Below are 22950 nucleotides of genomic sequence, written 5' to 3' on the forward strand. Positions count from 1 at the left end.
TTATCTGGTTGCTCAGTTCTTGTCATTGATCGCCGACTACATCGAAACCGACGAGGATGCCGCGGACTTCAAAGAATTCCTCGAAGAAGTCTATGCCAACGACCCTGAGCAGCTCGCGTACTACCTTGAACTGTATCTAGGTATCACCCCGGAGACCTCGGGTGGTTCAACCCACGGATCTGAGACGGTGAACGAGCCTGTCGCCTCGGAAAGTTCGAGCCCGGTGGGCAAAGCAGAGATCAAGCCTGCCGGTTCAATCGGTAAGACGATTGTCAGCAAGGCCAAAGCGGCGAAGAAGCCAGCATCAACCGTTGTTGCCTCTTCCGCAGAATCACCAGTTCTTGCGGACACCGGCTTTGAAGGCGCTTGGACCGCCGGGCTTGGCGGGCTACTAGCCGTTGGAGGCACCGTCATTGTGGCACGCTCCCGCAAGACCTCGGCGAAGTAGTCCACACACAGATTAAATAGCTGACGCTGGGGATCACCTGTTGGTGGTTCCCAGCGTCAGCTATTGGTGTATTAGTGTCCCAAATGCGAGCCAGCATTCAGGTGATGCCACGAACGGTTATGGTAAACCAACGCGTCACCAAGCTCGCCTGGTTGGGCGTCTCGTGCAATGTGTGACTGCAGACCGCGGGCCACAATGACCGTTGAAGTCCCTGCCTGGATGCGCTCTACAACCTCACACCGTACCCAAGCACGGACGTCATCAAAGACCGTTTCACCGGTGCTCAAATGAGTCCACGTCTGGTCCTGAGCAAATCGATCCACACCGCTGGTAGCGCCCAACTTAGCCAGCTCAATGTCATGCACATCCAAGGAATGAACGACTACAGTTTCGGCGCGAGAGAGTACGTCAGAGGCTGAAGAGAGTGCCGAAATCGAGAAAACCAGCAACGGTGGATCAACGCTGATCGAAGCCACCGATGTTGCAGTCAGGACTACCGGCCCGTCGCCTGCATCAGCAGTAATGACGCTAACTCCACCGGGGTGCCCACGAAAGACTGCTTTGAAGTCTTCTGCGGGCAGGGAATCGGTGGCTTCAATCGTGACTTTAGACGCTGGCACCAACAAGCTCCTCGCGCAGTATGGACGCTCCGGCGCTCAGTGCGCTGAGTTTGGCCAGTGCTACCTTGCGTGGGAATGGTGCCATGCCACAGTTGGTGCTGGCAATCAGCTTGTCTGCATCCACAAATTCCAGCGCCTTACGCAGGGTTGATGCGACCTCTTCTGGGGTCTCCACGGTTTCGCTGGCCACGTCGATAGCACCGAGCATGACCTTCTTGCCGCGGACCATCTCAACAACTTCGATGGGCACGTTCGAGTGGTGGGATTCTAACGAGACGGTGTCGATGGTGGACGCCTGCAACAGTGGGAAGGACTTCTCATAGTGACGCCACTGCGCACCCAAGGTAGCCTTCCAATCATTGTTGGCCTTGATGCCGTAACCGAAGCAAATGTGGGCAACAGTTTCTGCCTTGAGTCCTTCGCACGCACGCTCCAGAGCAGCGATGCCCCAATCGGCAACCTCGTCAAAGAAGACGTTGAAGGCTGGCTCATCAAACTGGATGACATCCACGCCGGCTGCTTCGAGTTCCCTGGCTTCCTGGTTCAGGATGGTGGCAAACTCCCATGCGAGCTTTTCGCGACTCTGGTAGTGAGCATCATACAAAGTATCAACCATGGTCATCGGGCCAGGCAGAGTCCACTTGATGGGCTTGTCGGTAAATGTGCGAAGGGCCTTGGCATCCTCAACAAATACTGGTTTTTGGCGCTCTACAGCACCCACCACTGTTGGCACGCTGGCATCGTAGCGATTTCGAATGCGTATGGTTTCACGCTTTTCGAAATCAACACCGCTCAGGTGCTCAATGAACGTGGTGACGAAGTGCTGACGAGTCTGTTCACCGTCGCTGATGATGTCAATGCCACGCTGGGTCTGTTCCAGTACCGCCGCACGCATCGCGTCGTGTTTTCCTTCAGCCAGTTCGGAGCCCGAGAGTTTCCAATCGGACCAGAGGACCTCGGGCTGGGCCAGCCATGAAGGCTTGGGCAGGCTGCCGACAATTGACGTGGGGATAAGCGGGGAAGTCATAAGTTATCTTTCGGATTCTTAGGCGACAGGAGTCGGGTAGGAAGAAGACCACTGATCGAGCAGTTGGCGATTCGGGATGATGAAATGCTCTTCGGTGAACTTGCCTTGGATCTTGCCCAACTGAGTTCGTTCTTCGCGGTCATAGAAGACGCGGGTGGGGGAGAAGTCCTTGGCACCCAAGCTCGGGTGGTACACCGCGGGAGCCGCCGAATTGGCGTTGTAGATTTCCGGGCGGTAGATCTTCTGGAATGTCTCCATGGTGCTGATAAGGCTGATCAGCTGAAGGTTCGTGTAATCGTTGAGCAGGTCGCCGCGGAAGTAGAAAGCCAATGGCGCAACGGCGCCCGGCGGCATGAAGTAGCGCACGCTCAAGCCCATTTTTCCGAAGTACGCGTCGGTCAATGAATTTTCATCTTGCTGGTATTCCAAACCGAGCACCGGATGGCTGTTACCGGTGCGGAAATAGGTCTTGGAAGTCGAGACGCTGATGCAGACCACCGGCAGCTGGGCAAAACGTTCACGGTATGCCTGTGAGTTCAAGAAATGTTGGAAGAGCTGTCCGTGGAGATCGCCAAAATCTTCTGGGAGCACCGGAGCTCCACTGTCATTACAAGATGCTGGGAGCACCACGCTGAAGTCGTAATCGCGGACATAAGAAGAGAAATTATTGCCGACCATACCTTGGGAGCGAGTGCCGGTGAGTTTATCCACGATCGTGGTTTCAAGCACTTCTAAAAGTGGAAATTGCTGACCGGTATTATCGGCGGAAAAATGCACATTTGCTGAAATGATTTCCAATTCCAGCTCATAACGGTTGCCCTGAGGATTGTCCCAGTGAGCCAAGGAATTGAAACGACGGTTGATCATCGTCAGGGCATTGCGAAGGTTCTCTTCGCGGCGCTCACCGCGTGCCAAATTGGCGAAGTTTGTCGTGGTGCGAGAATTCGCCGAAGGAGAGTAATTCTCGTCGAATCTTGTGGTGCTAATACTGAAATTTAATGCGTCTGCCATGATGGCCAATCTGTATTTGGGAGGCCTGGGCAGGCCGAGGGGATGTCGTTGCGTCAATCATGCAGGGTGATTCTTGATATCAGGTAACTCGATATAACTATGGATTCATATAGACTCTGGCTATGGTGCAGGGAACAAATGGCTTGACACTGCAGCAGCTGCGCTATTTCGTGGCGGTAGCCTCCGAGGGCTCCATCTCGGCTGCCGCCGACTTGATTTACGTCGCGCAACCCAGCATGTCGGCGGCGATGAAGGAGCTCGAATCACGGGTGGGGCGCACCTTGCTGGTGCGCTCGGCCAGGGGAGTGACGCTCACCGCCGAAGGCGCAGAATTCCTTGGCTATGCCCGCCAGGTCCTGGAGCAGGTGGAGCTGCTGGAGCACCGCTACCTAGGCCGGCCCTCCGCCAGGCGGCTGCTGGGCGTCTCCACCCAGCACTACTCATTTTCCGTGGATGCCTTTGTCCGGATGGTCCAGGCCAGCGGGGCCGAGGAGTACCAGTTTTCGCTCCGCGAGACGCGCACCGAGGAAATCATCGAGGACGTGCGCACCCTGCGCAGCGACATCGGGATCCTGTACCGCAACGACTTCAACCGGAAGGTCATCGACAAGCTGCTGCGCGAATCCCGGCTGGTCTTCCACCCGCTGTTCCTGGCTGATCCGCACATCTTCATCTCGCGCAGCAACCCGCTGGCTACCCGGGACCAGGTCACACTCGAAGACCTCGAAGACCTGCCGCGGCTGACCTTCGACCAGGGCGCGAACAATTCCTTCTACTTCGCCGAGGAAGTGCTCTCCACGCGCTCCAGCCAACGCGAAATCCAGGTTTCGGACCGCGCCACCATCTTCAACCTCATGATCGGCCTGGGCGGGTACACGATTTCCACCGGCATCATCAGCGACGAGCTTGATCCCTCCATCGTTGCCATCCCGCTGGCGATCGAAGAGAGCATCGAGATCGGCTGGATCGACCACGCCGCGATCCCGCTCACCGACCAGGCCCAGCGCTACCTGCAAGAAGTCCGCGCCGTGGTGGCCAGCTTCGGGGTGGAAGTGCTCGGCTGAGCCGCCCACGGCGTAACTCCCGGTCATCGAGCACCTCTCCATCGTCATAAACTTCGGCAAAAACCTTGAAATCACGCAGGTCCTGTTCAATTCACCGCGTCATAAAGTGGCGCCAGCCACCGCGTCATCATGACAACTTGGCGACATATGAAGCGTGGTGGCCTTGTATGAAGCCAACCGCCCGATAGCGCTTGCACGCTTTGGGAGCCATGCCCAACCATGGAAGAACAACAAACCATCAAGAGCGACTAAGAGATCTGGCTCGTTGACGTCGCAGCAACCATCGGGAAACCGAAAGGTGCTAATGCCAGGAACGATGGAGCAGTTCCGAACGCGCTTTCGCGCTGTGCTTCGTGTTGCCACACGACGCCAATCGGTGCACTCCCTCGCAGAGAATCGAGGAGGAGCCATGAGCCAAGGAACCGATGCGGTCCACGCAGGATACCGCCCCAGCGGAGACTTCCGCCCAATGCTGCCGCCACTGCACAATTCCGCAGCCTACCAATTCCAGTCGCACGCCGAAGCGATCGAAAAGTTCGCGCTGCGCCAGGCCGGCTTTACCTACTCACGCACCGGCAACCCCACCGTCTCGATCCTCGAACAGCGCGTGGCAGCACTGGAAGGTGGAGCCCACGCGGTAGCCACCGCCACCGGCCAGTCCGCGGTTGCGTTGTCTTTGCTGGCGCTGACCCAGGGACCTAAGCACATCGTGGCTTCCTCCTCGCTCTACGGCGGCACCGTGGATCTGTTCACCGACACCTTCGCCGACTTTGGCATCCGCATCAGCTTTGTGGATCAGGCCGATCCTTTGGCTTGGGCACAGGCCATCGAGGAAGACACCCGCGCATTTTTCTTGGAATCGGTCTCCAACCCGCTGTGCACAGTGGCCGATCTTCCCGCCATCTCGGCCATCGCCCACGAACACAACATCCCGGTGGTCGTGGATAACACCCTGGCCACCCCGCTGAACGTACGCCCGCTGGACTTCGGAGCCGACATCGTGGTCCACTCGGCCACCAAGGGCCTGGCCGGACACGGCTCGGTTTTGGGCGGGATCGTTGTGGATTCGGGGAAGTTCGACTTCTCCGACACCGCGCGCTGGCCGCAAATCGCAGCCCCACGAGTGCGACTGAACAATACTTCGCTGTTTGAACGCCACGGGTCGGCTGCCTACGCGATGCTGGTCCGCTCCAAATTCCTGCACGATCTGGGTCCAACCCTGGCCCCGGCCAGCGCCCAGGGCATCCTGGCCGGCATCGAAACCCTGCCGGTACGCGCCGCCCACGTGCAGCGCAGCGTCACCACCCTGATCGAGAAGCTCTCTGCTCACCCGGGCATCGCGGCCATCCACCACCCGTCGCTGCCCACCCACCCGAGCCACGAGCTGGCCGCCAAGATCACACCCAAGGGCACCGGCTGCGTGGTGGCCATCGAACTGGCGCACCCTACGTTGGTTTCCCCGGTGATCGATGGGCTCAAGCTGATCTCGCTGGCCGCCAATGTGGGGGATACCCGCACCATGATTTCGCACCCGGCGACCATGACGCACTGCCGACTCTCGGCTTCCCAGCTGGCCGACGCCGGCCTGAACACTTCAACCCTGCGCCTCTCGGTTGGCCTGGAAGACCCGGCCGACCTGCTCGCAGATCTCACCCAGGCCCTGGATCTGGCATTGGACCAGGCCCTGGCCCCGCAAACCCAAGGAGCATGAGATGACTGGCTTCAACACCCAGGCCGTGCACGCCGGCCAGCACAAGGACCCGCACACCGGCGCCGTGGTCCCGCCAATCTACCAGACCAGCACCTTCATCCAGGACGGCATCAACGTGCTGCGCTCCGGGCATGAATACTCCCGCGGCTCGAATCCCACCCGCGACGGGTTCCAGGACCAGCTCACCGCGCTGGAACACGGTGCAGCTGGCTTCGCCTTCGCCTCCGGCATCGCCGCCGAAGACGCACTGCTGCGTGCGGTGCTCGAACCGGGCGACCACATCATCCTCGGGGCCGACGGCTACGGCGGCACCAACCGGTTGATCTCCAAGCTGCACAGCAAATGGGGCATCACCTCCTCGGCGGTGGACATCACCAGCCTGGATTCGGTGCGTGCCGCGGTGCGCCCGAACACCGCGCTGCTCTGGGTGGAGACCCCCTCCAATCCGCTGCTGGGCATCGCAGATCTGGCCGGATGGGCTGCCATCGCCCGCGAACACGGCGCCCTGCTGGTCGTGGATAATACCTTCGCCACTCCTTACCTGCAGCGCCCGCTGGATTTTGGCGCCCATGCGGTGGTCCACTCCACCACCAAGTACATCGGCGGGCACTCCGATGTGCTCGGCGGCGCGGTGATCGTGGCCGACCATCACTTCCGCGGCCAAACCCTGACCGAAGCGGTGGGCTACCAGCAGTTCGCCGGGGGAGCGGTGGCCGGACCGCAGGATTCCTACCTGGCTGCCCGCGGGCTGAAGACCCTGGGCCTGCGCATGGAACGCCACTGTGCTTCCGCGGATAAACTGGCCCGCTGGCTTGACGCTCAGCCCGAGGTCACCCGGGTCTACTACCCGGGCCTGGAATCCCACCCGGGCCACGAGCTGGCAGCCCGACAGCAGCGCGGTTTTGGCGGGATCGTCTCGCTGGCCCTGGAAGACGAGGCCGCCGCCCGCGCCTTCGCCCAATCCATGGAGTACTTCCAGCTCTCGGTCTCACTGGGCGGGGTGGAATCCCTGGTCTGCTACCCGCGCGAAATGACCCACGCCTCGCTGATCGGCACCGAGCTGGAAATCCCGGCCAATCTGGTCCGCCTCTCGGTGGGCATCGAAGAGGTCGAAGATCTGATCGCCGATCTTCAGCGCGGGCTGGCCGCGGCGCGTGCTGCTTCGGCACCGTCCGTTCAACCGGCCACCTCTACCGTGCGTGAAAAGGCCCTGGAAAACGCCTGATCGTTTCGAACCGCGATTATCGGGCGGCGTGCCCCTTCCCCAAAGGATAGTAGTTGGGGAAGGGTGGGTACATGATCGGAATTCTCAATCGGCTCATCGAGCAAATCGAGGCGAATCTGCGCGAGCAGATCAACCTCGCTGAGCTGGTGCGCGCCGAAGGCACCACCGAATACCACGTGCGACGGATGTTTTCCTCGCTGGCCGGCATGCCGGTCTCCGAGTACATTCGCCGGCGCCGCATGACCCAGGCCGCCGCGGACCTGCTCACAGGCGAGGACCTGCTGAGCATTGCGGTCCGCTACGGGTACGGTTCGGCCGAGGCCTTCGGCCGGGCGTTCCGGCAGGTCCATGGCGCGTCCGTGGCCGAAATCCGCGAGAATGGCGGCCCCCTTCGAAGCCAGCCAATCATCAGGTTCAGCCTGAACGTCGAAGGGAAACGCCCCATGGATGCACGAATAACGCAACGAGAAAATTTCCAGCTCATCGGATACGCCGCACGCGTCCCGCTGATTCATCAGGGGGCCAACCCGCACATCCAAGCCCACATAGCCTCCATCCCGGTGGCCGAACATGCCCGGCTCAAGGCTCTGTCGGCCGCCGAACCGGCCGGGCTGCTGCAGGTCAGCGACCAGGTCGATGCGGACTACCGCGAAGGCAGCGAGCTGACCTACCTGCACGCGGTCGCGGTGCCAGCCGACGCCCCGGTGCCCGAGGACCTGGATTCCATCCAGGTTCCCGCCGGGGCCTGGGCGGTATTCAGCGTGTCGGGCCCCTACCCGGCGGCGCTGCAGGAGCTCTGGGCCTCCACGGCCACCGCGTGGTTCCCGTCCAATCCGTGGCGTTTGCGTCCCGGCCCGTCCATTGCCGCCGTGCTCGATCGGGCCGCTGATTTCAGCACCGCGACCTGCGAGCTCTGGCTGCCGGTGGAAGCCGACCGCTAGCCTTATCCACACCTCGTAATTGCTTGCCCTGCGTAGTATTTTGCGTGGGGCATGCTCGTTTCCATGGACACAGCGCAGGCACTGAAGAATCTGGCTGAGGCGAACACACTGATCGCCTCCGCCACTGCCGTGTTCTCCGGCGATCTTCCCGCCGGCCACGCCGCCTACTTCGCGCTGCTCACCGAAGAACTAGGCCAACAGCTCACCCGCGCACAAATTGAGGCAGCCCACGCGGTCCGCTGCACCGGCGCCCACAAACTCGACCAACAATCCTTCCAAGCCATCGCCGATGCCGGCACCAACCCCACGCTCGAGCAGATCGAGGCCGCAGCCGGTCACACCACCGCCGGACGCACCCACTTTAGTAGTGCCTCCGGGTTGCTGCAGGACTGGTTAGATATTCCACGGGTCACCGCTTCATCCCGACTGATCCAAGCCGACTGCTTGATTGGCGGGGTGAATGAGGCAGGCCAGCCCATCGCCCCGTGGTTGCCTCAGCTCGCCGAACAATTCATGGATCCTGACGTCGACCCACGCCCGGTCGCTGCTACGGCCACGAAACTGCATTCCGCCCGCAAAGATCTGGGCGAGGGCAAAGCCGGGCGTAAAAAGAAAGAACAACTCCAAGCCGACGCACTGGCTTTCCTGCGCACCGACCCGAAGTCCGCACGCAAACACATTAACGCGCTCATAGCCGAGGTGAAATCCGGCGAACGCCCGATCAAGGCCCTGCTTGAGTGCATCGGAATTTTTAGACGCGGCCTGCGCCAAGGCCTGGTCGAATATGTGCTGCGCTTACTTCCTTCTCAGGCGGCTTTTATCGAGGCCTACCTCGCCAAGATGGACAATCCGGCTACCGTGGCCGGTAACCGCGAGCACTTGAAGGACGCCGAAGCTCATTTCACCGGGGAACCGGGGAGCGACTGGGACGATGAGGAGTCGATGCCCGACTGGGCCAAGGGCGGGAACCGTTCTGGACCCGCCGAGCCGGAGCAATCAGCACCACCGGAAACATCGCCAAGTTCGCCGAAACCGGATGAACACAAACCGTGGGAAGACATAAAGCCCGAACGCCGCCGGCTACTGGGACTGCTAACTCTGTTGATGGGAAGTTCACCCACAGGTTCCGGTATATCATCACCGCCCGCAGCGCAGGTCAGCATCGTGTTGAACTGGGAAAAGATGCAACAGCAGTTCAAGGACTTTGCTGTCACTTCCAGCGGATTGCCCCTCACCCCCGGTGAAGCACGAGCCGCACTCTGTACCGCCGGCGTTTACCCGCTGGTACTCAATGGCACTTCTCTGCCCCTGGACCTTGGCCGAACCCAACGGCTCTTCTCCAAGGCGCAGGGCCGGGCGATCCGCGCCGCCTATCGGGGCTGCTCCTACCCGGGCTGCAGCATGCCTGCGCAGCGGTGCGAACTCGACCATCTGGACCCGTGGGAGAAAGGCGGTCGCACCGATATCGCCTCGGCGGACCTGAACTGCCCGATCCACCACATCGCCCGGCACTGCTCGCTGTTCCGGACGGTCAAGATCCCTGGCAGCCGGCCGCTGGTGCTGCTGTCCCCGGAACTCGACCCGGAACAGAAGCTACGCGCTAATACCTATTTCATGACGCCGAACGAGGCGCTGGCCGCCGAAACCTTGGCCGAACAGATGACCGCGCGGTGGCGGGCAGGTCAGCTGGAATTGGAATTCGCCGCGGCTTAGGAGTTGGCCGCAAGGTGCTTGGCGGACAGCTCCAGGTAATGCTCGGCGTTGACGTTCAACCCTGCAACCTCTTCATCGCTGAGTTCACGGCGCACCTTGGCCGGAACGCCGGCCACCAGCGAGCGCGGCGGGACCTGCGTGCCTTCCAGGACCAGTGCGCCGGCAGCCACGAGCGACTGCTCGCCAATCACCGCGCCATTCATGATGGTCGCGCTCATCCCCACCAGGCAGCCATCGCCCACGGTGGCGCCGTGCACCACCGCCGAGTGTCCGACGGATACGCCCGCGCCCAGCGTGCAGGGGTAACCGGCATCCGCGTGGAGCACCACGTTGTCCTGCAAGTTGGTGCCTTCGCCCACGCGAATCGGTGCGGAATCCCCGCGCACCGAGACCCCGTAGAAGGCGCTGGCCCGCGTCTCCAGCACCACGTCCCCGCTCAGCACGGCGGTGGGGGCGACAAAAACGTTCTCGGCGACCTGCGGGGTCGACCCGTCAATGGTAATAATGTGGCTCATGCCACCCACTCTAATTGCCGCGGGGGCGCGGTGCGAGTTACGAGAAGACGATGGTCCGCTGGCCGTCGAGCATCACGCGATGCTCGGCATGCCACTGCACGGCACGGGTCAGCGTGCGACCCTCCACGCTGCGTCCCAGCTCCACCAGCTGCTCGGCGGTGCGGGTGTGCGAAACATGGGTGACTTCCTGGTCGATGATCGGGCCCTCATCCAGATCCGCGGTCACATAGTGCGCGGTGGCGCCGATCAGCTTCACGCCACGCGCATAGGCCTGGTGATAAGGCTTGGCACCCTTGAACGACGGCAAGAAGGAGTGGTGGATGTTGATGACGCGGCCTTCCATCCGCTCGCACAGCGAGTCGGAGAGGATCTGCATGTAGCGGGCGAGCACCACCAGTTCGATGTCGTAGTCTTCGGCGAGCTTGAGCAGCTCCGCCTCGGCCTGCGGCTTGTTCTCTTTGGTCACCGGCAGGTGCACGAAGTCGACCCCGTAGAACTCTGCCATCGGCTTCAGGTCCAGGTGGTTGGAGACGATCACCGGCACCTCGATGGCTAGGGTCCCGGCTCGCTGGGCGAAGAGCAGGTCGTTGAGCGCATGCCCGGCCTTGGAACACATGATCATGGTGCGCACGCGATCGCCCGCGTCGGCTACTTTCAGCGACATCGCGAACTGGTCGCGGATCGGGGCCAGCGACGCGCGGGCCTGCTCCAGCGACTGCTCGGTCTCAACCTCGATGCGCATGAAGAACGTGCCAGTCTCAGGGGAGAGGAACTGCTGGGACTCGGTGATATTGCAACCGGCACCCAAAAGACCTCCCGAAATGGCGTGGACAATGCCGGGGCGGTCGATGCAAGACAGGGTGACGATGTACTGGTTCATGGATTCTAAGTTAGCGCCCGCCAGCAATTTTCCACCAATTCAGTGAGCTACGTTGCGTTAACGAGCGAGAGGTACTTCGCCGCTGTCAGCGCGGCCTTTCGGCCCGCCCGCGTAGCCCCGAGCGTGGAGGCCGACGCCCCGTAGCCGACAAAAAAGATCCCGGGCATCGTGGTGCTCACCCCGTCCTCGTCCATGAGGATGCCGCCGGACTCGGTGTGCAGCTTGAGCTCGCGCAGGTGGCGGTGGGCATGGCGGAAACCAGTCGCCCAGAGAATCGCGTCGATATTTTCCCGCGAACCATCGGTGAAAACCACCGCGTCGGATTCCAAATGCGCAATCTTCCCGCGCGAGATCAGTGCGCCGGAAGCGATGCCTGCGCGCATCTTGTCATTCAACAGCAAGCCGGTGGTGCCCACTACCGACTTGGGAGGCAACCCGGCGCGGGTTCGCTCGTTGACTTGGCGCTCCACATCCAGGCCCCATTCGGCCCCGGTGAACTCCCGCCAATCGGGCGCTCGCCGGGTGGACCAGAGGGTGTCGATCCCGGCCTCGCGCAATTGCACGATGAATTGCGTGGCGCTGGCCCCGGCCCCGACCACCAGCACTCGCTTCCCTTCAAACTGTGCGGGGGAAATGAACCCGTTGGTATGCACCTGCAGTCCGTCAAAGTGCCCGGGGTAGACCGGCCAGAACGGATTGGTCCAGGTCCCGGTAGCGTTGATAATACTGCGCGCGGTGTAGATCTGATCGGCGTGCACTTCGAAGTGCTCATCCACCCGCCGCACCGAGGTGACCGTGACCGAATGCCGTACGGGCAGTGCGAACTTTCGCTCATACTCGCCGTAGTACTCCTTAACTACCTGCGAGGCAGGCCGAGAAGAGTCCTGCACTTCCAACGGAAAATCCGGCAACGGGTGGATATGGTGGGTGGCGCCCAGGGTCAGGGAGTCCCAGCGGTTCTGCCACGCGCCACCGGGTCCGGGATTCGCATCGAGCACCAGGAAGTCCACGCCGCGCCTGGCCAGATGGTAGGCCGCGGAGAGGCCAGCCTGCCCGGCGCCGATCACAATTGTCGAGTACACATACAAGGTAACCGAGCGCACTGCGCTCTCATTCCCGCAACGATTTTCGCTACACTGGAACGCGTGACTGGCGTTAGGTGGGTAACCACCGGGGAGCTAATCGTGCGAGCCGCGCGCCTGGGTTTGCACACCACCCGCCTTGGCAACGAGGCGCCAACGGAAGGATACGCGTGAGCGCACGCATTCTCGACGGAAAGGCCACCGCGGCCACCATCAAGCAGGAACTTGCTGAACGCGTGGCCAAGCTGAAGGCTGAAGGTCACAGCACCGGGTTGGGCACCATTCTGGTCGGCACCGATCCAGGCTCCGCATGGTACGTCGGCGGCAAGCACAAGGACTGCGCCGAGGTGGGCATCGAATCCATCCGCGTGGACCTGCCCGAGGAAACCACCCAGGACGAGCTGCTCGCCAAGGTCCGCGAGCTCAACGAAAACCCGGCCTGCACCGGCTACATCGTGCAGCTGCCCCTGCCTAAGCACATCGATCAGGACGTCATCCTGGAGGCGATGGATCCTGCCAAGGACGCCGACGGCCTGCACCCGATGAACCTTGGCCGCCTAGTGGCCAACGTGAACCGCCCGATGGCTTCCCCGCTGCCATGCACCCCGCTGGGTTGCGTGGACCTGCTGGCCCGCCACGATATCGACCTGAATGGCAAGCACGTGCTGGTGCTCGGCCGCGGCGTGACCATCGGCCGCCCGGTCGGCCTGCTGCTCACCCGCCGCAGCGTGAACGCCACGGTCACCCTGGCGCACACCGGCACCACCAATCTTCCAGAACTGCTCGCCCAGGCCGATGTCATCATCGCCGCCGCCGGCGTGCCGCACATTGTGAAGGCCGATGCGATCAAGCCCGGCGCGATCGTGCTCGACGTGGGAGTTTCCCGCGTGGATGGCAAGGTCACCGGCGATGTTGACCCGGCCGTGGCCGAGGTCGCTAGCTGGATCAGCCCGAACCCGGGCGGCGTGGGCCCGATGACCCGCGCCATGCTGCTGAACAACGTGGTCGAAGCCGCGGAGCGCAACGCCGCGAAGTAGACGCGATTGAGCTCAAACACCCACGGCCTGCCATGATGGCAGGCCGTTGTTCTTATACGCCCAGCAGCGGCATTTACTAGGAGACATGATTCCTCTGGACGCGAATTGGTTTTAAGGCCGTTCCGAAAGCATTTAGATTTGCGTTTCCCTAATCAGTGTTAGTGGTTTGTCAGGTTTAATAGGTGACGTCCTTTACTGTAAGTGTGTCGTTGGCTTTTCGCTTGGCTAATAAACGAATGATGGTTGGGTATCGTAATATCGGTCTCATGACTCAAATTGGCGAGGTGCCCACACCTCTTGCTCAGTGGAATATTCCAGTGTTTACGGGTGGTTTCTGCAGCGTGCAGGTGAGTGCGGGAGAGGTGTTGACGATCCTCGGGGCGAATGGGTCGGGTAAATCGGCTCTGGCTTCGTGGATGCCGAGAAATTCGCAGGCAACGGCTATCCGGAGAGTGTTAGCGCAACGAAAACTGTGGTTTACTCAGTCGGGACCCTCCATTACTCCGGCAGACCGGCAAACGCGATTTGCCCAAATCACGCATTGGGATCAGGAATTTAGTTCGCGCTATCTTGACCATAGTGATTCACAGCGTTCGGGGATTGCCTTGTTCGATATGCTAGCCAAGATCAATCAGGAGAACAGGGAACGCGTAGATCTGTATGAGGCGGGGTCGAGCACTGAAGATGTTACCCGGAGGATGGGTCCACGCGTTCTCGACACGTTCAATACAGTGCTTCAAACTTCGGGCCTTGAAATTGAAATAGGCGTGGATTCTACGGAGAATTTTTTTGCGAAGCATCTCAATTCTGACGTGACATATCCGATTCATTTGATGTCCGATGGTGAGAAGAGCGCGCTATTGCTCGCCGCTGAAATTATTACTGCCCCGTCCGGGGTGACGTTTATTATCGATGAGCCGGAGAGACATCTACATCGAGCAATTTCCGATGAACTCATCAAGACCATTATTGCTACACGTAATGATTGTGCTTTTGTCGTGTTCACTCATGACCTGGACCTCGCCGCGAGCCTTTCTGAACAAAGAGGGAAGGTGCTAACCGTGTTTGGTGTGCGGTGGGAAGGGGAGCAAGCCATGCAGTGGGATCTGCATGAGATTGCACAGGACGACTCCTTGCCTGAAATCGCCCGACAGGCAATTCTTGGTGGGCGGAAGGAGATTCTCTTCATTGAAGGAGAAACGACGAGCCATGATCTGAGCCTTTACAAGGTGCTCTTCCCAGATTGGCTACTGGTGCCTAGCGGAGGATGCGATACGCTCATCCGGTCAGTGTCTGGCCTGCGGAATAGTGAGAGTTTCCATTGGGTCAGAGCACGCGGTTTGGTTGATGGGGACTGGCGGTCTGAGCAGGAAATTGAATCCTTATTTAGTCTTGGTATTCATGTTCTGCCAGTGAGCGAAATTGAGAACCTCTACTACACTTCGGAAGTGCTACAGGCAGTAGCAGAGCAACAAGCTTCGACGTTTGGCGACGATCCTCAGGTCAAAGTTGAGGAGGCCAAGAGTGCGGCCATGAAGGCGCTAGGAAAGAATGAGACGTTAGAAAGACTGACCGGACACCTTTCGAAATCTGTGGTCGCGAGGAAACTAGTCGAGTACATGCCAGATGTGGTTGATGAGAACGCAATCGAGATCAACTTTGACTCGCCATTTCCACAAATTCTCAGGCAGATGAAGGATCATCTTACTGCTGGTGCGTATGACGAGCTGATCAAAGCGCTACCGATTCGTAACACCAGCATGAGAATTGAAATTGCTAGGCACCTCGGTTTTCAGAGTATCCAGGACTATGAAACTGCGGCCCTTCATCGCATCCGTAATTCTCCGCCGCTGCAAATCGACTTGCATATCCCCATCGAGAAACAGTCAGGTCGAGAGCCCTCTGGATAAACCATACAGAGAACTCTAACGGGGTACGGTCCTAAGGAATTCTTGGTGCGGTGCGGTGGGATGAGAACCCGCATACCCGATTGTGGTGTCCATTCAATCCGCAGAGCGCAACGCCGCGAAGTAGACGCGAAAAAACCGGCAGCCCAAGCGGGCTACCGGCTTTTTGATCCCTGCAGGTCCTATAGCGCGTCCTGCGGAACGGGCTGCGTCACGGCCCGCTTGTCGAAGACCAGCGCGCCAACTTCCTGCTCGGCCTGGTTGCCGATGCCCAAATCGATGCCGCTGCGATCACGCACCAGGCTGACCGCCGCCAGCGACACCGCGGTGAGCGCGAACAGGTACCAGCCGACCCCCGTGGTCCCGCCGGTGGCCTGCACCAGCGCGGTGGCGATCATCGGGGCGAACGCTCCACCCAGGATCGCGCCGAAGGCATAGGAGATGGAAACCCCGGAGAAGCGCACCGAAGCGGGGAAAAGCTCGGAGTACAGCGCCGCCTGCGGACCGTAGGAGAAGCCCAAGCCGATGGCGAATAGCGCGAACGCCACGTAGAGCAGCGGCAGGCTGGCGGTGTTGACCAGCCAGAACAGCGGGAAGATGCACAGCAGCTGGCTGATGAAGCCGACCTGGTAGGTGCGCTTGCGCCCGATCCTATCCGCCACGACCCCGGAGAGCAGGGTGAAGGCGAACCACATGACCGCGCCGAAGGACACCGCCAGCAGCACCTGCGTGCGGGTGAAGCCCACTGGCCCATTGGGATCCGTCATATATGCCTGCAGGAAACCACCGGTGGTCATGTAGCCGGCGGCATTGTTGCCGGCGAAGATCAGCGCGGCAATCAGCACCAGCAGCCAGTGCTTCTTGAACAGCACCACGATCGGCACGCGGGTCTGCGCCTTCTTCTGCGCGATCTCCTCGAAGACCGGGGATTCGTCCACCGAGCGGCGGATGAAGTAGCCCACCACGATCAGCACGAAGCTGAGCAGGAACGGCACACGCCAGCCCCAGGCCACGAACTGCTCGCCGGGGGAGATCACGCCGGTCATCAGCGCCATCATTCCCGAGGCCAGCAGCATGCCCAGCGGGACGCCGAGCTGCGGGTAGGCGCCGGCCCGCGCCCGGCGGCCCTTCGGGGCGTGCTCCACGGCCATCAGCACCGCGCCGCCCCATTCGCCGCCGGCGGAGATGCCCTGGATGATGCGCAAGAGCAGCAGCAGGATCGGGGCCAGCACGCCCGCGGTCTCATGGGTGGGCAGCACGCCGATCAGCGTGGTGGAGGCGCCCATGAGCGCCAGGGTCAGCACCAGCATGGCACGCCGGCCGATCTTGTCCCCGTAATGCCCGGCCAGGAACGCTCCCAGCGGGCGGAAGAGGAAGGAAATGCCGACGCTGGCGAAGGAAAGCAGCAGGCCGATCTGCGAGCCGGCCGGCTCGAAGAACAGCTGGGCGAAGATCAGCCCCGCTGCGGTGGCGTAGATGAAGAAGTCGTACCACTCGATGGTGGTGCCGATGACGGTGGCGAAGGCGACGCGCCGCTGGCTGGTGCCGGGGCGTGCTGTGGGTGTGCTCATGAGCTGACCTCATTGGGATGGGAGTGATAGGAGTGCGGGGAAAACTAGGCCGCGACCGGGGTGGCGTTGGCCAGTTCCTTCAGGGATGCTCCGGCGAGCATGGCTTCGGTGATGCGCTCGCCGCGGGCCAGCAGCTTGCGGGCGGCCGCGTGGTCGGCTGCCCGGTTGACGGATTCCACCGCTACCAGCTGGCCGTCGCGCAGCAAGGCGATGGAGAACTTTCCGCTGCCCGGGTCGCCCAGCAGCATGCTGCTGTCGGTGGGCTGGGCCAGCCCGGCGATCTGCAGCCGGTGGCGGCCCTGGATGCTCCAGAACCAGGGGACGTCCGAGTACAGCGTGGGTTCTCCGCACAGCGTGCGGGCCAGGCTGCGCGCCTGGTCCGCGGCGTTCTGCACCGATTCCAGCCGCACCCGCGTGCCGTCGCGCTCGGCATTGGCGCAGTCGCCCACGGCGTAGACGCGCTCATCGCTGGTGCGCAGCGCGGCATCCACCAGGATGCCGTTTTCGCACGCCAGTCCGGATGCTTCGGCCAGCTCCACGTTGGGCAGCACGCCGATGCCGTAGACCACCAGGTCCGCCCGGTGGCTTTCCCCGGCGGTGGATTGCACCAGCAAGTCTTCCTGCGCGTCGATGGACTGCACGCCTTCGCCCAGGCGCAGGTCAATGCCGTCCGCGCGATGCGCCTGGGTGAACCAGTCCGAGAGCTGGCGGGAGACCGAACGGTTCAGCACCCGGGGAGCGGAGTGCAGCACCGTGGCCTCGATGCCGCGGGCCCGGGCGGCGGCCGCGAATTCCAGGCCGATGAAGCCTGCACCGGCCACCACGACCCGCTGGGCGCCGTCCAGTTGCCGGCGCAGGTTTTCCGCATCCTGCAGCGTGCGCAGGCCGATGACCCGTGGGTCCTGCGCACCGGGGCAGGACAGCACCCGGTTGCGTGCGCCGGTGGCGAAGACCAGCCGGTCGTAGCTGCGTTGCTGCCCGTCGGACAGGGTCACGGTGCGTGCGGCGCGGTCAACCGCGGTGGCGCGCGCACCGGTCAGCAGTTCGATGCGCTGCTGGGTGTAGAAGTCCTCCGAGCGCAGCGGCAGCGCTTCGGGCTCCTGGGCGGACACGAAGTCCTTGGACAGCGGAGGGCGCTGGTAGGGCTGCTGCGCGCCCTGGTCGATCAGGGTGATGGTGCCGTCATGGCCGTTTTCGCGCAGCGATTCGGCCAGCTGCACGCCGGCGTGGCCGGCGCCGATGATCAGGATGCTCTCGTTCATCTCACACCTGATCGGAAGGCACGGCCACGCGGATGGACTGCAGTGCGCCGCCCAGGGACACCTGGCAGCCCAGGCGGCTGTGCTCGGTGCGCTCTGCGGTGGTGCAGTCAAGCATTTCGTCCTCGTCTTCCGAGGGTTCCGGAAGGCCAGCGGCATCCTCGGGGTTCACGTAGACGTGGCAGGTGGCGCACATGGCCTGGCCGCCGCATTCGCCGACGATTCCGGCGATGTTATTGGCGACGGCGGCGCGCATGATGTTGCCGCCCTCGGCGACCTCGACGTCGGTGGCGGTGCCGTTGGGCTGTTCAAAGGTGATGGTAGGCATGGAAGGCTCCTTGGAGAGTGCGTGTGGTTCTTAATCCCAGAGGATGGGCATTTTGGTCATGCCGCGGAAGACCCAACCGGCATCGATGCTGGCGGTGGCCGGATCCAGGCGCAGGTTGGGCAGCTTCTCGAAGACCTCCGGCAGGGCGACCTGGGCCACCTGGGCCCGGGCGATCCAGGTGCCGGCGCAGAAGTGCACGCCGCCGCCGAAGGCCAGGTGCGGCTTCTTCTCGCGGAAGATGTTGAACGTTTCGGGGTCCTCGAAGACCAACGGGTCGCGGTTGGCAGCTCCGAGCACCACGCCGAGGCGCGCACCGGCCGGCAGCCGCACCCCCTCCAGCACTAGCTCCTGCGTGGTTTCCCGCGGGTACATGCCGATCGGGGCGACCCAGCGCACCGATTCCTCGAAGGCCTTGGGGAGCAAGGCCGGGTCCTGGCGTACCGCCTGCAATTGCCCGGGGTTCTGAAGCAGCGCCCAGACAGTGGTGGCCAGCACGTCGCGCGGCTCGTTCAGCCCGCCGCCGATGGTCATCTTCAGGTTGGCGCGGATGGCTTCGAGCGGGATCGGCATGGAGGCCAGGTTGGAGAGCAGCGAGTGGTCCGGGTTCTTCGCCAGATACGGGAGCATCTGATCGATGGCGGCGTCGACCTCTGCCGAGGAAGCCTCTGCCTTCGCCCAGACCTCTGGGTCATCGGCATAGTTGCCGGTGCCGTCGATCATGGTCTGGCTCCAGCGCTGCATGTCCTGCTGGGTGGCATTGTGGAAGCCGCAAATCAGCCGGAGGTTCTCCGCGGTGTAGGGGGCTGCGTAGTCCCAGACGAAGTCCGCGCCCGGGCCCTTGGCGAGCAGCTGGCCCAGGTACTTCTCGTTGTTCTGCGCAAAGATCCCGTTCCAATGCTTCTTGATGGTGCCCGGGCGCAGGGTCGCGCCGTAGGAGTCGCGGTCCACCTGGTGCTCCGGGTTGTCCTTGCGCAGCATCGAGTGGCCCATGGACCGCTTCATCAGCGAGTTGCGCTCGTTGGCGGAGAAGCGGGCTTCGTCCTGCTCGATCTCATGGCAGGCGGCGTAGGAGGTCACCATGTAGCGGTTCACTGCCGGGACCCAGTGCACCGGGGCTTCGGCGCGCAGGCGCTGGTAGATCGGGAATGGATCGCGGTACAGGTCCTCGATTTTCACCCAATCGGCGACCGGGGCCTCGCGGACTGCGGACTCGGTGCTGGCGTGCGGCACTGGCGCGGTGCCGGGGGTGGCCTGCGCGCCGGTGAAGGGGCAGGTCGCTGGGGCGGTGCTCATGCTGTCTCCTTAGTGGTTCCTTGTTCATTTCCCAGTGTGAGGCAGGCCATAACCGCGGGTAAAATGGTTATATTCGAGGAATATCCACTGAGTAAGCGAGGAATAGTGCCGAAATTTACGCTGCGCCAGCTCGAATGCCTGGCCGCCGTGGGCCAGCTGGGCTCCATCACCGCCGCCGCGCAGTCGCTGAATCTGTCAGCCTCCGCGGTGACCGGCGGGCTCAATGAGCTTGAACGCGTGCTGAACACGCAGCTGACCATCCGGCGCAAGGCCCACGGCGTGAGCCTGACCCCGGCCGGGCGCTATGTGCTGGACGAGGCGCAGGGAATCCTGCAGGCCTCCGGGGACCTGGAGCAGATGGCCAGCGGTGCCGGCGAGGTGCTGGCCGGGAAGGTGCGGGTGGGCTGCTACTCGTCGCTGGCGCCCACGGTGCTGCCCGAGCTGCTGGCCGAATACGGGCAGCGCTACGCGCAGGTGGAGGTGGACTTCTTCGCCGGCACGCAGCAGGAGATCTTCCAGATGCTGGCCGCCGGGACACTGGATCTCGCCTTCGTCTACGACTTCGGCCTGCCCGAGGGCATCGAGCGCACCGAACTGTTCCGCACCGAACCCTATGTGCTGCTGCCCGCGGGCCATCCGCTGGCCGAGGAGCCGAAGGTGCCGCTGGTGCGGCTGGCCGGCGAGCCGATGATCCTGCTCGATGTCCCGCCGAGCCGCGAGCACACGCAGAACCTGTTCGAATCCGCCGGGGTCGATCCGTGGATCCGCTACCGCACCGCCGACTTCGAGGTCACCCGCTCCATGGTGGCCCGCGGGCTCGGCTACGCGGTACTTGTCCAGCGCCCGGCGGCTGACGTCTCCTACGAGGGCCTGGATCTGGTGGTGCGCCCGATCCACCCGGTGGCCCGCACCGTGCGTATCGCGCTGGCCCGCCCGCGCGCAATTGCCCCGTCCAAGGCGGCCACCGCCATGCATGAGCTGGCGCTGGAACTGCATTAAGCGCCGGGCGATACTCCCGGGGGAGCAGGCGGCTACTCCCGCCGGCCGATGCCGCAAAGTCGGCGCCCGGAGTATCCTCGGTTCATGAGCACCCGTCGACGCCCGCCGCTGGCCATCCTGCCCGTCGCGGTGGCGGTGATCCAGCTCGCCGGCACGGGCGCTGTCGCCGCGCACCAGGGCCGGGCCCTGCCGCTGACGGCAATCCTCTTGCTGCTGGCCGGCCCGGCCTTGCTGCTGCTGCGCCGCCGGGCTCCGGGCCCCATGGCCGCCGGCGCAGCAATCATTGCGCTGGCCTACCTGGCCGCCGGATTCCCGTTCGGGCCCTTCCTGCTCAGCCTGCTGGCCGCCCTGGTCATTGCCGTAGTGTCCGGTGCCCGCTGGTGGGCGTGGGGCGCTGCCGTTGCATTCGGTGCCGGAGCCTGGCTGCTGGCCGCGCAGCATGCCGAGCAGCGGATCTACCTGCTGCTGGCCTGGCTGGTGGTGCTGCTGCTCATCGGCGAGCTCGCCAGGGCGGGGCGCAACCGCCGCGAGGACCGGCGCAAGGCCGAGGCCGAACGCCGCCGGCACGAACGCGACGAGGAACGGCTGGTGCTGGCCCGCGACATCCACGATGTGGTGGCCCACTCGCTGTCCATGATCAACGTGCAGGCCTCGGTGGCCCTGCATCTGGCGGTCAAGGACCCCGACCCGGAGCAGCTCATCGAAGCGCTGGGAAACATCAAGTCCGGTTCCTCCCATGCGCTCGCCGAGGTACGCGAGGTGCTCTCGGTGCTGCGCCACGATGCGCCGCGGATCCCCAGCCAGCGCATCGCGCAGCTGCCGCAGCTGGTGTCCCGCGTGTCCTCCGGCGAGCTGGCGGTGGAATACGAAGCGCCGGACCAGCTGCCGGGCTGGCTGGATGAGCGCGTGGAGAACACCATCTACCGGGTGGTGCAGGAATCGCTGACCAATATCGTCCGCCACGCGCACGCCACCCGGGCAGCCATCACCTTCGCCGCGGACGATACGCAGGCAGAAGTCACCGTTGCCGATGACGGCATCGGCATGGCCGCCGCCGAAGAAGGCAACGGCCTGCGCGGGCTGCGCGAACGCGTGCAGCAGCTCGGCGGAACGGTTTCCCTCGGCCCGGCGAACCTGCCCGGCGCTGCCCGTCCCGGCACCGCGATCACCGTGCGCATCCCGGCACCCCAGGAGGCCTCATGAGCCAGACGCCCACGACATCCGAACCTAAGCAGATCGGCGTGATCATTGTCGATGACCAGTCGCTGATCCGCGCCGGATTCAGCGCGCTGCTTTCCGCCGAAGAGGACATGGCGGTGCTCGGCACCGCCGGCAGCGGCACCGAAGCGGTGCAGCTTGCCCGCGAGGCAAAACCTGACATCGTGCTGATGGATATCCGCATGCCCCACGGGGACGGGATCGCGGCGGCCGCCGCCATCACCGCAGACCCCTCTCTGGATGCCACACGGGTGATCATGCTGACCACCTTCGAACTCGATGACTACATCATCGATTCGATCCGCGCCGGCGCCAGCGGGTTCCTAGTCAAGGACACCGAACCGGCGCAGCTGATCGAGGCGGTGCGCGTGGTGGCCGGCGGGGATTCGCTGCTCTCGCCCTCGGTGACCCGCAAGCTGCTGGCCCAGGTCGCCTCCGGCACCCCGCAGGCCACGCTGCCCCAAGCCCACCGGCTGCAGGAGCTGACCGCGCGCGAACGCGAGGTGCTGGTGCATATCGGCCTGGGCAAGACCAACGCGGAAATCGCCGCGGCGCTGTTCATCACCCCGCTCACCGCCAAGACCCACGTCTCGCGGATCATCGGCAAGCTGGCCGTGCGCGATCGCACCTCGCTGGTGGTCCTCGCCTACGAATCCGGGCTGCTCACCCCCGGGACGCCCAGGGAGTAGGCGCACGCGCTGCCGGGCCTGCGCAGGGAGTACGGCAAGTGGCTTCCGCAGGCCGACGCGCGAACCCACGCTGCGCGGGAGAGTGGAGTCATGGGGCAGCAAGGCCCCGAAAGACACAAGGAGCAATCATGACTACCGCACTGATCCTCTCGGCCATGCCAGCGCATTACGGGCACGGCCCGGGCTGGTTCATCCTGATCCCGATCTTCTGGATCCTGCTCATCGGCCTGATCATCTTCACTGCCCGCCGTCGGCATGTCCAGCCAGCGGCCGGCGCCGAATCGGTACTGCGCGAACGCTACGCCCGCGGCGAGATCGACGAGACCGAGTACCGCCAGCGCCTGGAGGTGCTGCGCACCAAAGTGAAGTAGGAAGTCGAAGCAGAAAAGCCCGGTGGCCCGTTCGAAAACGG

The 22950-nt window shown here is 63.0% G+C and carries 22 protein-coding genes and 1 riboswitch; of the genes, 12 read left to right on the forward strand and 10 right to left on the reverse strand.

The window, feature by feature from the left end; translation table 11 throughout:
- Positions 1-19 precede the first annotated feature (19 nt).
- On the forward strand, positions 20-448 hold the full coding sequence (locus OF385_RS03370) for a hypothetical protein (protein ID WP_264276979.1): 429 nt from the start codon (positions 20-22) through the stop codon (positions 446-448).
- Positions 449-519: 71 nt separating this feature from the next.
- Here the strand turns inward: OF385_RS03370 and OF385_RS03375 are convergent, their stop codons facing one another.
- The 3 genes from OF385_RS03375 to OF385_RS03385 are packed head-to-tail and all read right to left on the reverse strand — an operon-like array spanning position 520 to position 3106.
- Positions 520-1068 (reverse strand): flavin reductase family protein, encoded by a 549-nt coding sequence (locus tag OF385_RS03375; protein WP_264276980.1) that lies wholly within the window; start codon positions 1066-1068, stop codon positions 520-522.
- Entirely contained in the window at positions 1055-2095 is a 1041-nt protein-coding gene (locus OF385_RS03380) for a methionine synthase (protein WP_264276981.1), read from the reverse strand. Before OF385_RS03380 ends, OF385_RS03375 begins: the two co-directional genes overlap by 14 nt.
- 18 nt (positions 2096-2113) lie before the next feature.
- Positions 2114-3106: a DUF1852 domain-containing protein gene (locus tag OF385_RS03385; protein ID WP_264276982.1), complete on the reverse strand. Its 993-nt coding sequence runs from the start codon at positions 3104-3106 to the stop codon at positions 2114-2116.
- A 122-nt stretch (positions 3107-3228) separates the two neighbouring features.
- Between OF385_RS03385 and OF385_RS03390 the strand changes: the two genes are divergently transcribed.
- From OF385_RS03390 to OF385_RS03410, 5 genes are all read left to right on the forward strand, one after another.
- Complete coding sequence (locus tag OF385_RS03390; RefSeq protein ID WP_264276983.1) at positions 3229-4170, forward strand: LysR family transcriptional regulator; 942 nt, start codon at positions 3229-3231, stop codon at positions 4168-4170.
- A gap of 232 nt (positions 4171-4402) precedes the next feature.
- A riboswitch (SAM riboswitch) is annotated at positions 4403-4493 on the forward strand.
- Positions 4494-4579: 86 nt separating this feature from the next.
- Complete coding sequence (locus OF385_RS03395) at positions 4580-5881, forward strand: O-acetylhomoserine aminocarboxypropyltransferase/cysteine synthase family protein (protein ID WP_264276984.1); 1302 nt, start codon at positions 4580-4582, stop codon at positions 5879-5881.
- A gap of 1 nt (position 5882) precedes the next feature.
- A complete protein-coding gene (locus OF385_RS03400; protein ID WP_264276985.1) occupies positions 5883-7106 on the forward strand; it encodes a cystathionine gamma-synthase in 1224 nt (407 codons plus the stop codon).
- Between the two features lie 71 nt (positions 7107-7177).
- Entirely contained in the window at positions 7178-8047 is an 870-nt protein-coding gene (locus OF385_RS03405; protein ID WP_264276986.1) for an AraC family transcriptional regulator, read from the forward strand.
- A 63-nt stretch (positions 8048-8110) separates the two neighbouring features.
- The gene (locus tag OF385_RS03410) at positions 8111-9760 is read left to right on the forward strand and encodes an HNH endonuclease signature motif containing protein (protein WP_264276987.1); all 1650 of its coding nucleotides are present in this window, start codon (positions 8111-8113) and stop codon (positions 9758-9760) included.
- Here the strand turns inward: OF385_RS03410 and OF385_RS03415 are convergent.
- From OF385_RS03415 to OF385_RS03425, 3 genes are read right to left on the reverse strand one after another with little or no spacing between them, the layout of a single operon-like run.
- A complete protein-coding gene (locus OF385_RS03415; RefSeq protein ID WP_264276988.1) occupies positions 9757-10275 on the reverse strand; it encodes a gamma carbonic anhydrase family protein in 519 nt (172 codons plus the stop codon). The two genes, OF385_RS03410 and OF385_RS03415, sit on opposite strands and share 4 nt — an antisense overlap.
- A 37-nt stretch (positions 10276-10312) precedes the next feature.
- Positions 10313-11155 carry a formyltetrahydrofolate deformylase gene (gene purU / locus OF385_RS03420; RefSeq protein WP_264276989.1) on the reverse strand — a complete coding sequence of 281 codons (843 nt, stop codon included), beginning with the start codon at positions 11153-11155 and terminating at the stop codon, positions 10313-10315.
- A gap of 47 nt (positions 11156-11202) precedes the next feature.
- Entirely contained in the window at positions 11203-12258 is a 1056-nt protein-coding gene (locus tag OF385_RS03425; protein ID WP_264276990.1) for an FAD-dependent oxidoreductase, read from the reverse strand.
- 149 nt (positions 12259-12407) lie between these two features.
- Between OF385_RS03425 and OF385_RS03430 the strand changes: the two genes are divergently transcribed.
- The gene (locus tag OF385_RS03430) at positions 12408-13274 is read left to right on the forward strand and encodes a bifunctional methylenetetrahydrofolate dehydrogenase/methenyltetrahydrofolate cyclohydrolase (protein WP_264276991.1); all 867 of its coding nucleotides are present in this window, start codon (positions 12408-12410) and stop codon (positions 13272-13274) included.
- 266 nt (positions 13275-13540) lie between these two features.
- Entirely contained in the window at positions 13541-15184 is a 1644-nt protein-coding gene (locus tag OF385_RS03435) for an AAA family ATPase (protein ID WP_264276992.1), read from the forward strand.
- Between the two features lie 179 nt (positions 15185-15363).
- Here the strand turns inward: OF385_RS03435 and OF385_RS03440 are convergent, their stop codons facing one another.
- From OF385_RS03440 to OF385_RS03455, 4 genes are read right to left on the reverse strand one after another with little or no spacing between them, the layout of a single operon-like run.
- Complete coding sequence (locus OF385_RS03440; protein WP_264276993.1) at positions 15364-16752, reverse strand: MFS transporter; 1389 nt, start codon at positions 16750-16752, stop codon at positions 15364-15366.
- Positions 16753-16796: 44 nt separating this feature from the next.
- Positions 16797-18014, reverse strand: a complete 1218-nt coding sequence (locus tag OF385_RS03445) for an NAD(P)/FAD-dependent oxidoreductase (protein WP_264276994.1) — start codon at positions 18012-18014, stop codon at positions 16797-16799.
- A 1-nt stretch (position 18015) separates the two neighbouring features.
- Entirely contained in the window at positions 18016-18339 is a 324-nt protein-coding gene (locus OF385_RS03450; RefSeq protein WP_264276995.1) for a 2Fe-2S iron-sulfur cluster-binding protein, read from the reverse strand.
- 30 nt (positions 18340-18369) lie between these two features.
- The gene (locus tag OF385_RS03455) at positions 18370-19632 is read right to left on the reverse strand and encodes a cytochrome P450 (protein ID WP_264276996.1); all 1263 of its coding nucleotides are present in this window, start codon (positions 19630-19632) and stop codon (positions 18370-18372) included.
- Between the two features lie 105 nt (positions 19633-19737).
- On the opposite strand from OF385_RS03455, the gene OF385_RS03460 reads away from it, so the two are divergent.
- The 4 genes from OF385_RS03460 to OF385_RS03475 all read left to right on the forward strand — a co-directional run bounded on the left by OF385_RS03460 (position 19738) and on the right by OF385_RS03475 (position 22909).
- Entirely contained in the window at positions 19738-20631 is an 894-nt protein-coding gene (locus OF385_RS03460; RefSeq protein ID WP_264276997.1) for a LysR substrate-binding domain-containing protein, read from the forward strand.
- Positions 20632-20715: 84 nt separating this feature from the next.
- Positions 20716-21834, forward strand: coding sequence for a sensor histidine kinase (locus tag OF385_RS03465; RefSeq protein WP_264276998.1), 1119 nt, complete (start codon positions 20716-20718; stop codon positions 21832-21834).
- Positions 21831-22538, forward strand: a complete 708-nt coding sequence (locus OF385_RS03470) for a response regulator (protein ID WP_264276999.1) — start codon at positions 21831-21833, stop codon at positions 22536-22538. The genes OF385_RS03465 and OF385_RS03470 overlap by 4 nt, the downstream gene beginning before the upstream one ends.
- A 128-nt stretch (positions 22539-22666) precedes the next feature.
- Positions 22667-22909: an SHOCT domain-containing protein gene (locus tag OF385_RS03475; RefSeq protein WP_264277000.1), complete on the forward strand. Its 243-nt coding sequence runs from the start codon at positions 22667-22669 to the stop codon at positions 22907-22909.
- The last annotated feature ends 41 nt before the right edge of the window (positions 22910-22950 follow it).

The organism is Glutamicibacter sp. JL.03c, assembly GCF_025854375.1.
GTDB lineage: Bacteria > Actinomycetota > Actinomycetes > Actinomycetales > Micrococcaceae > Glutamicibacter.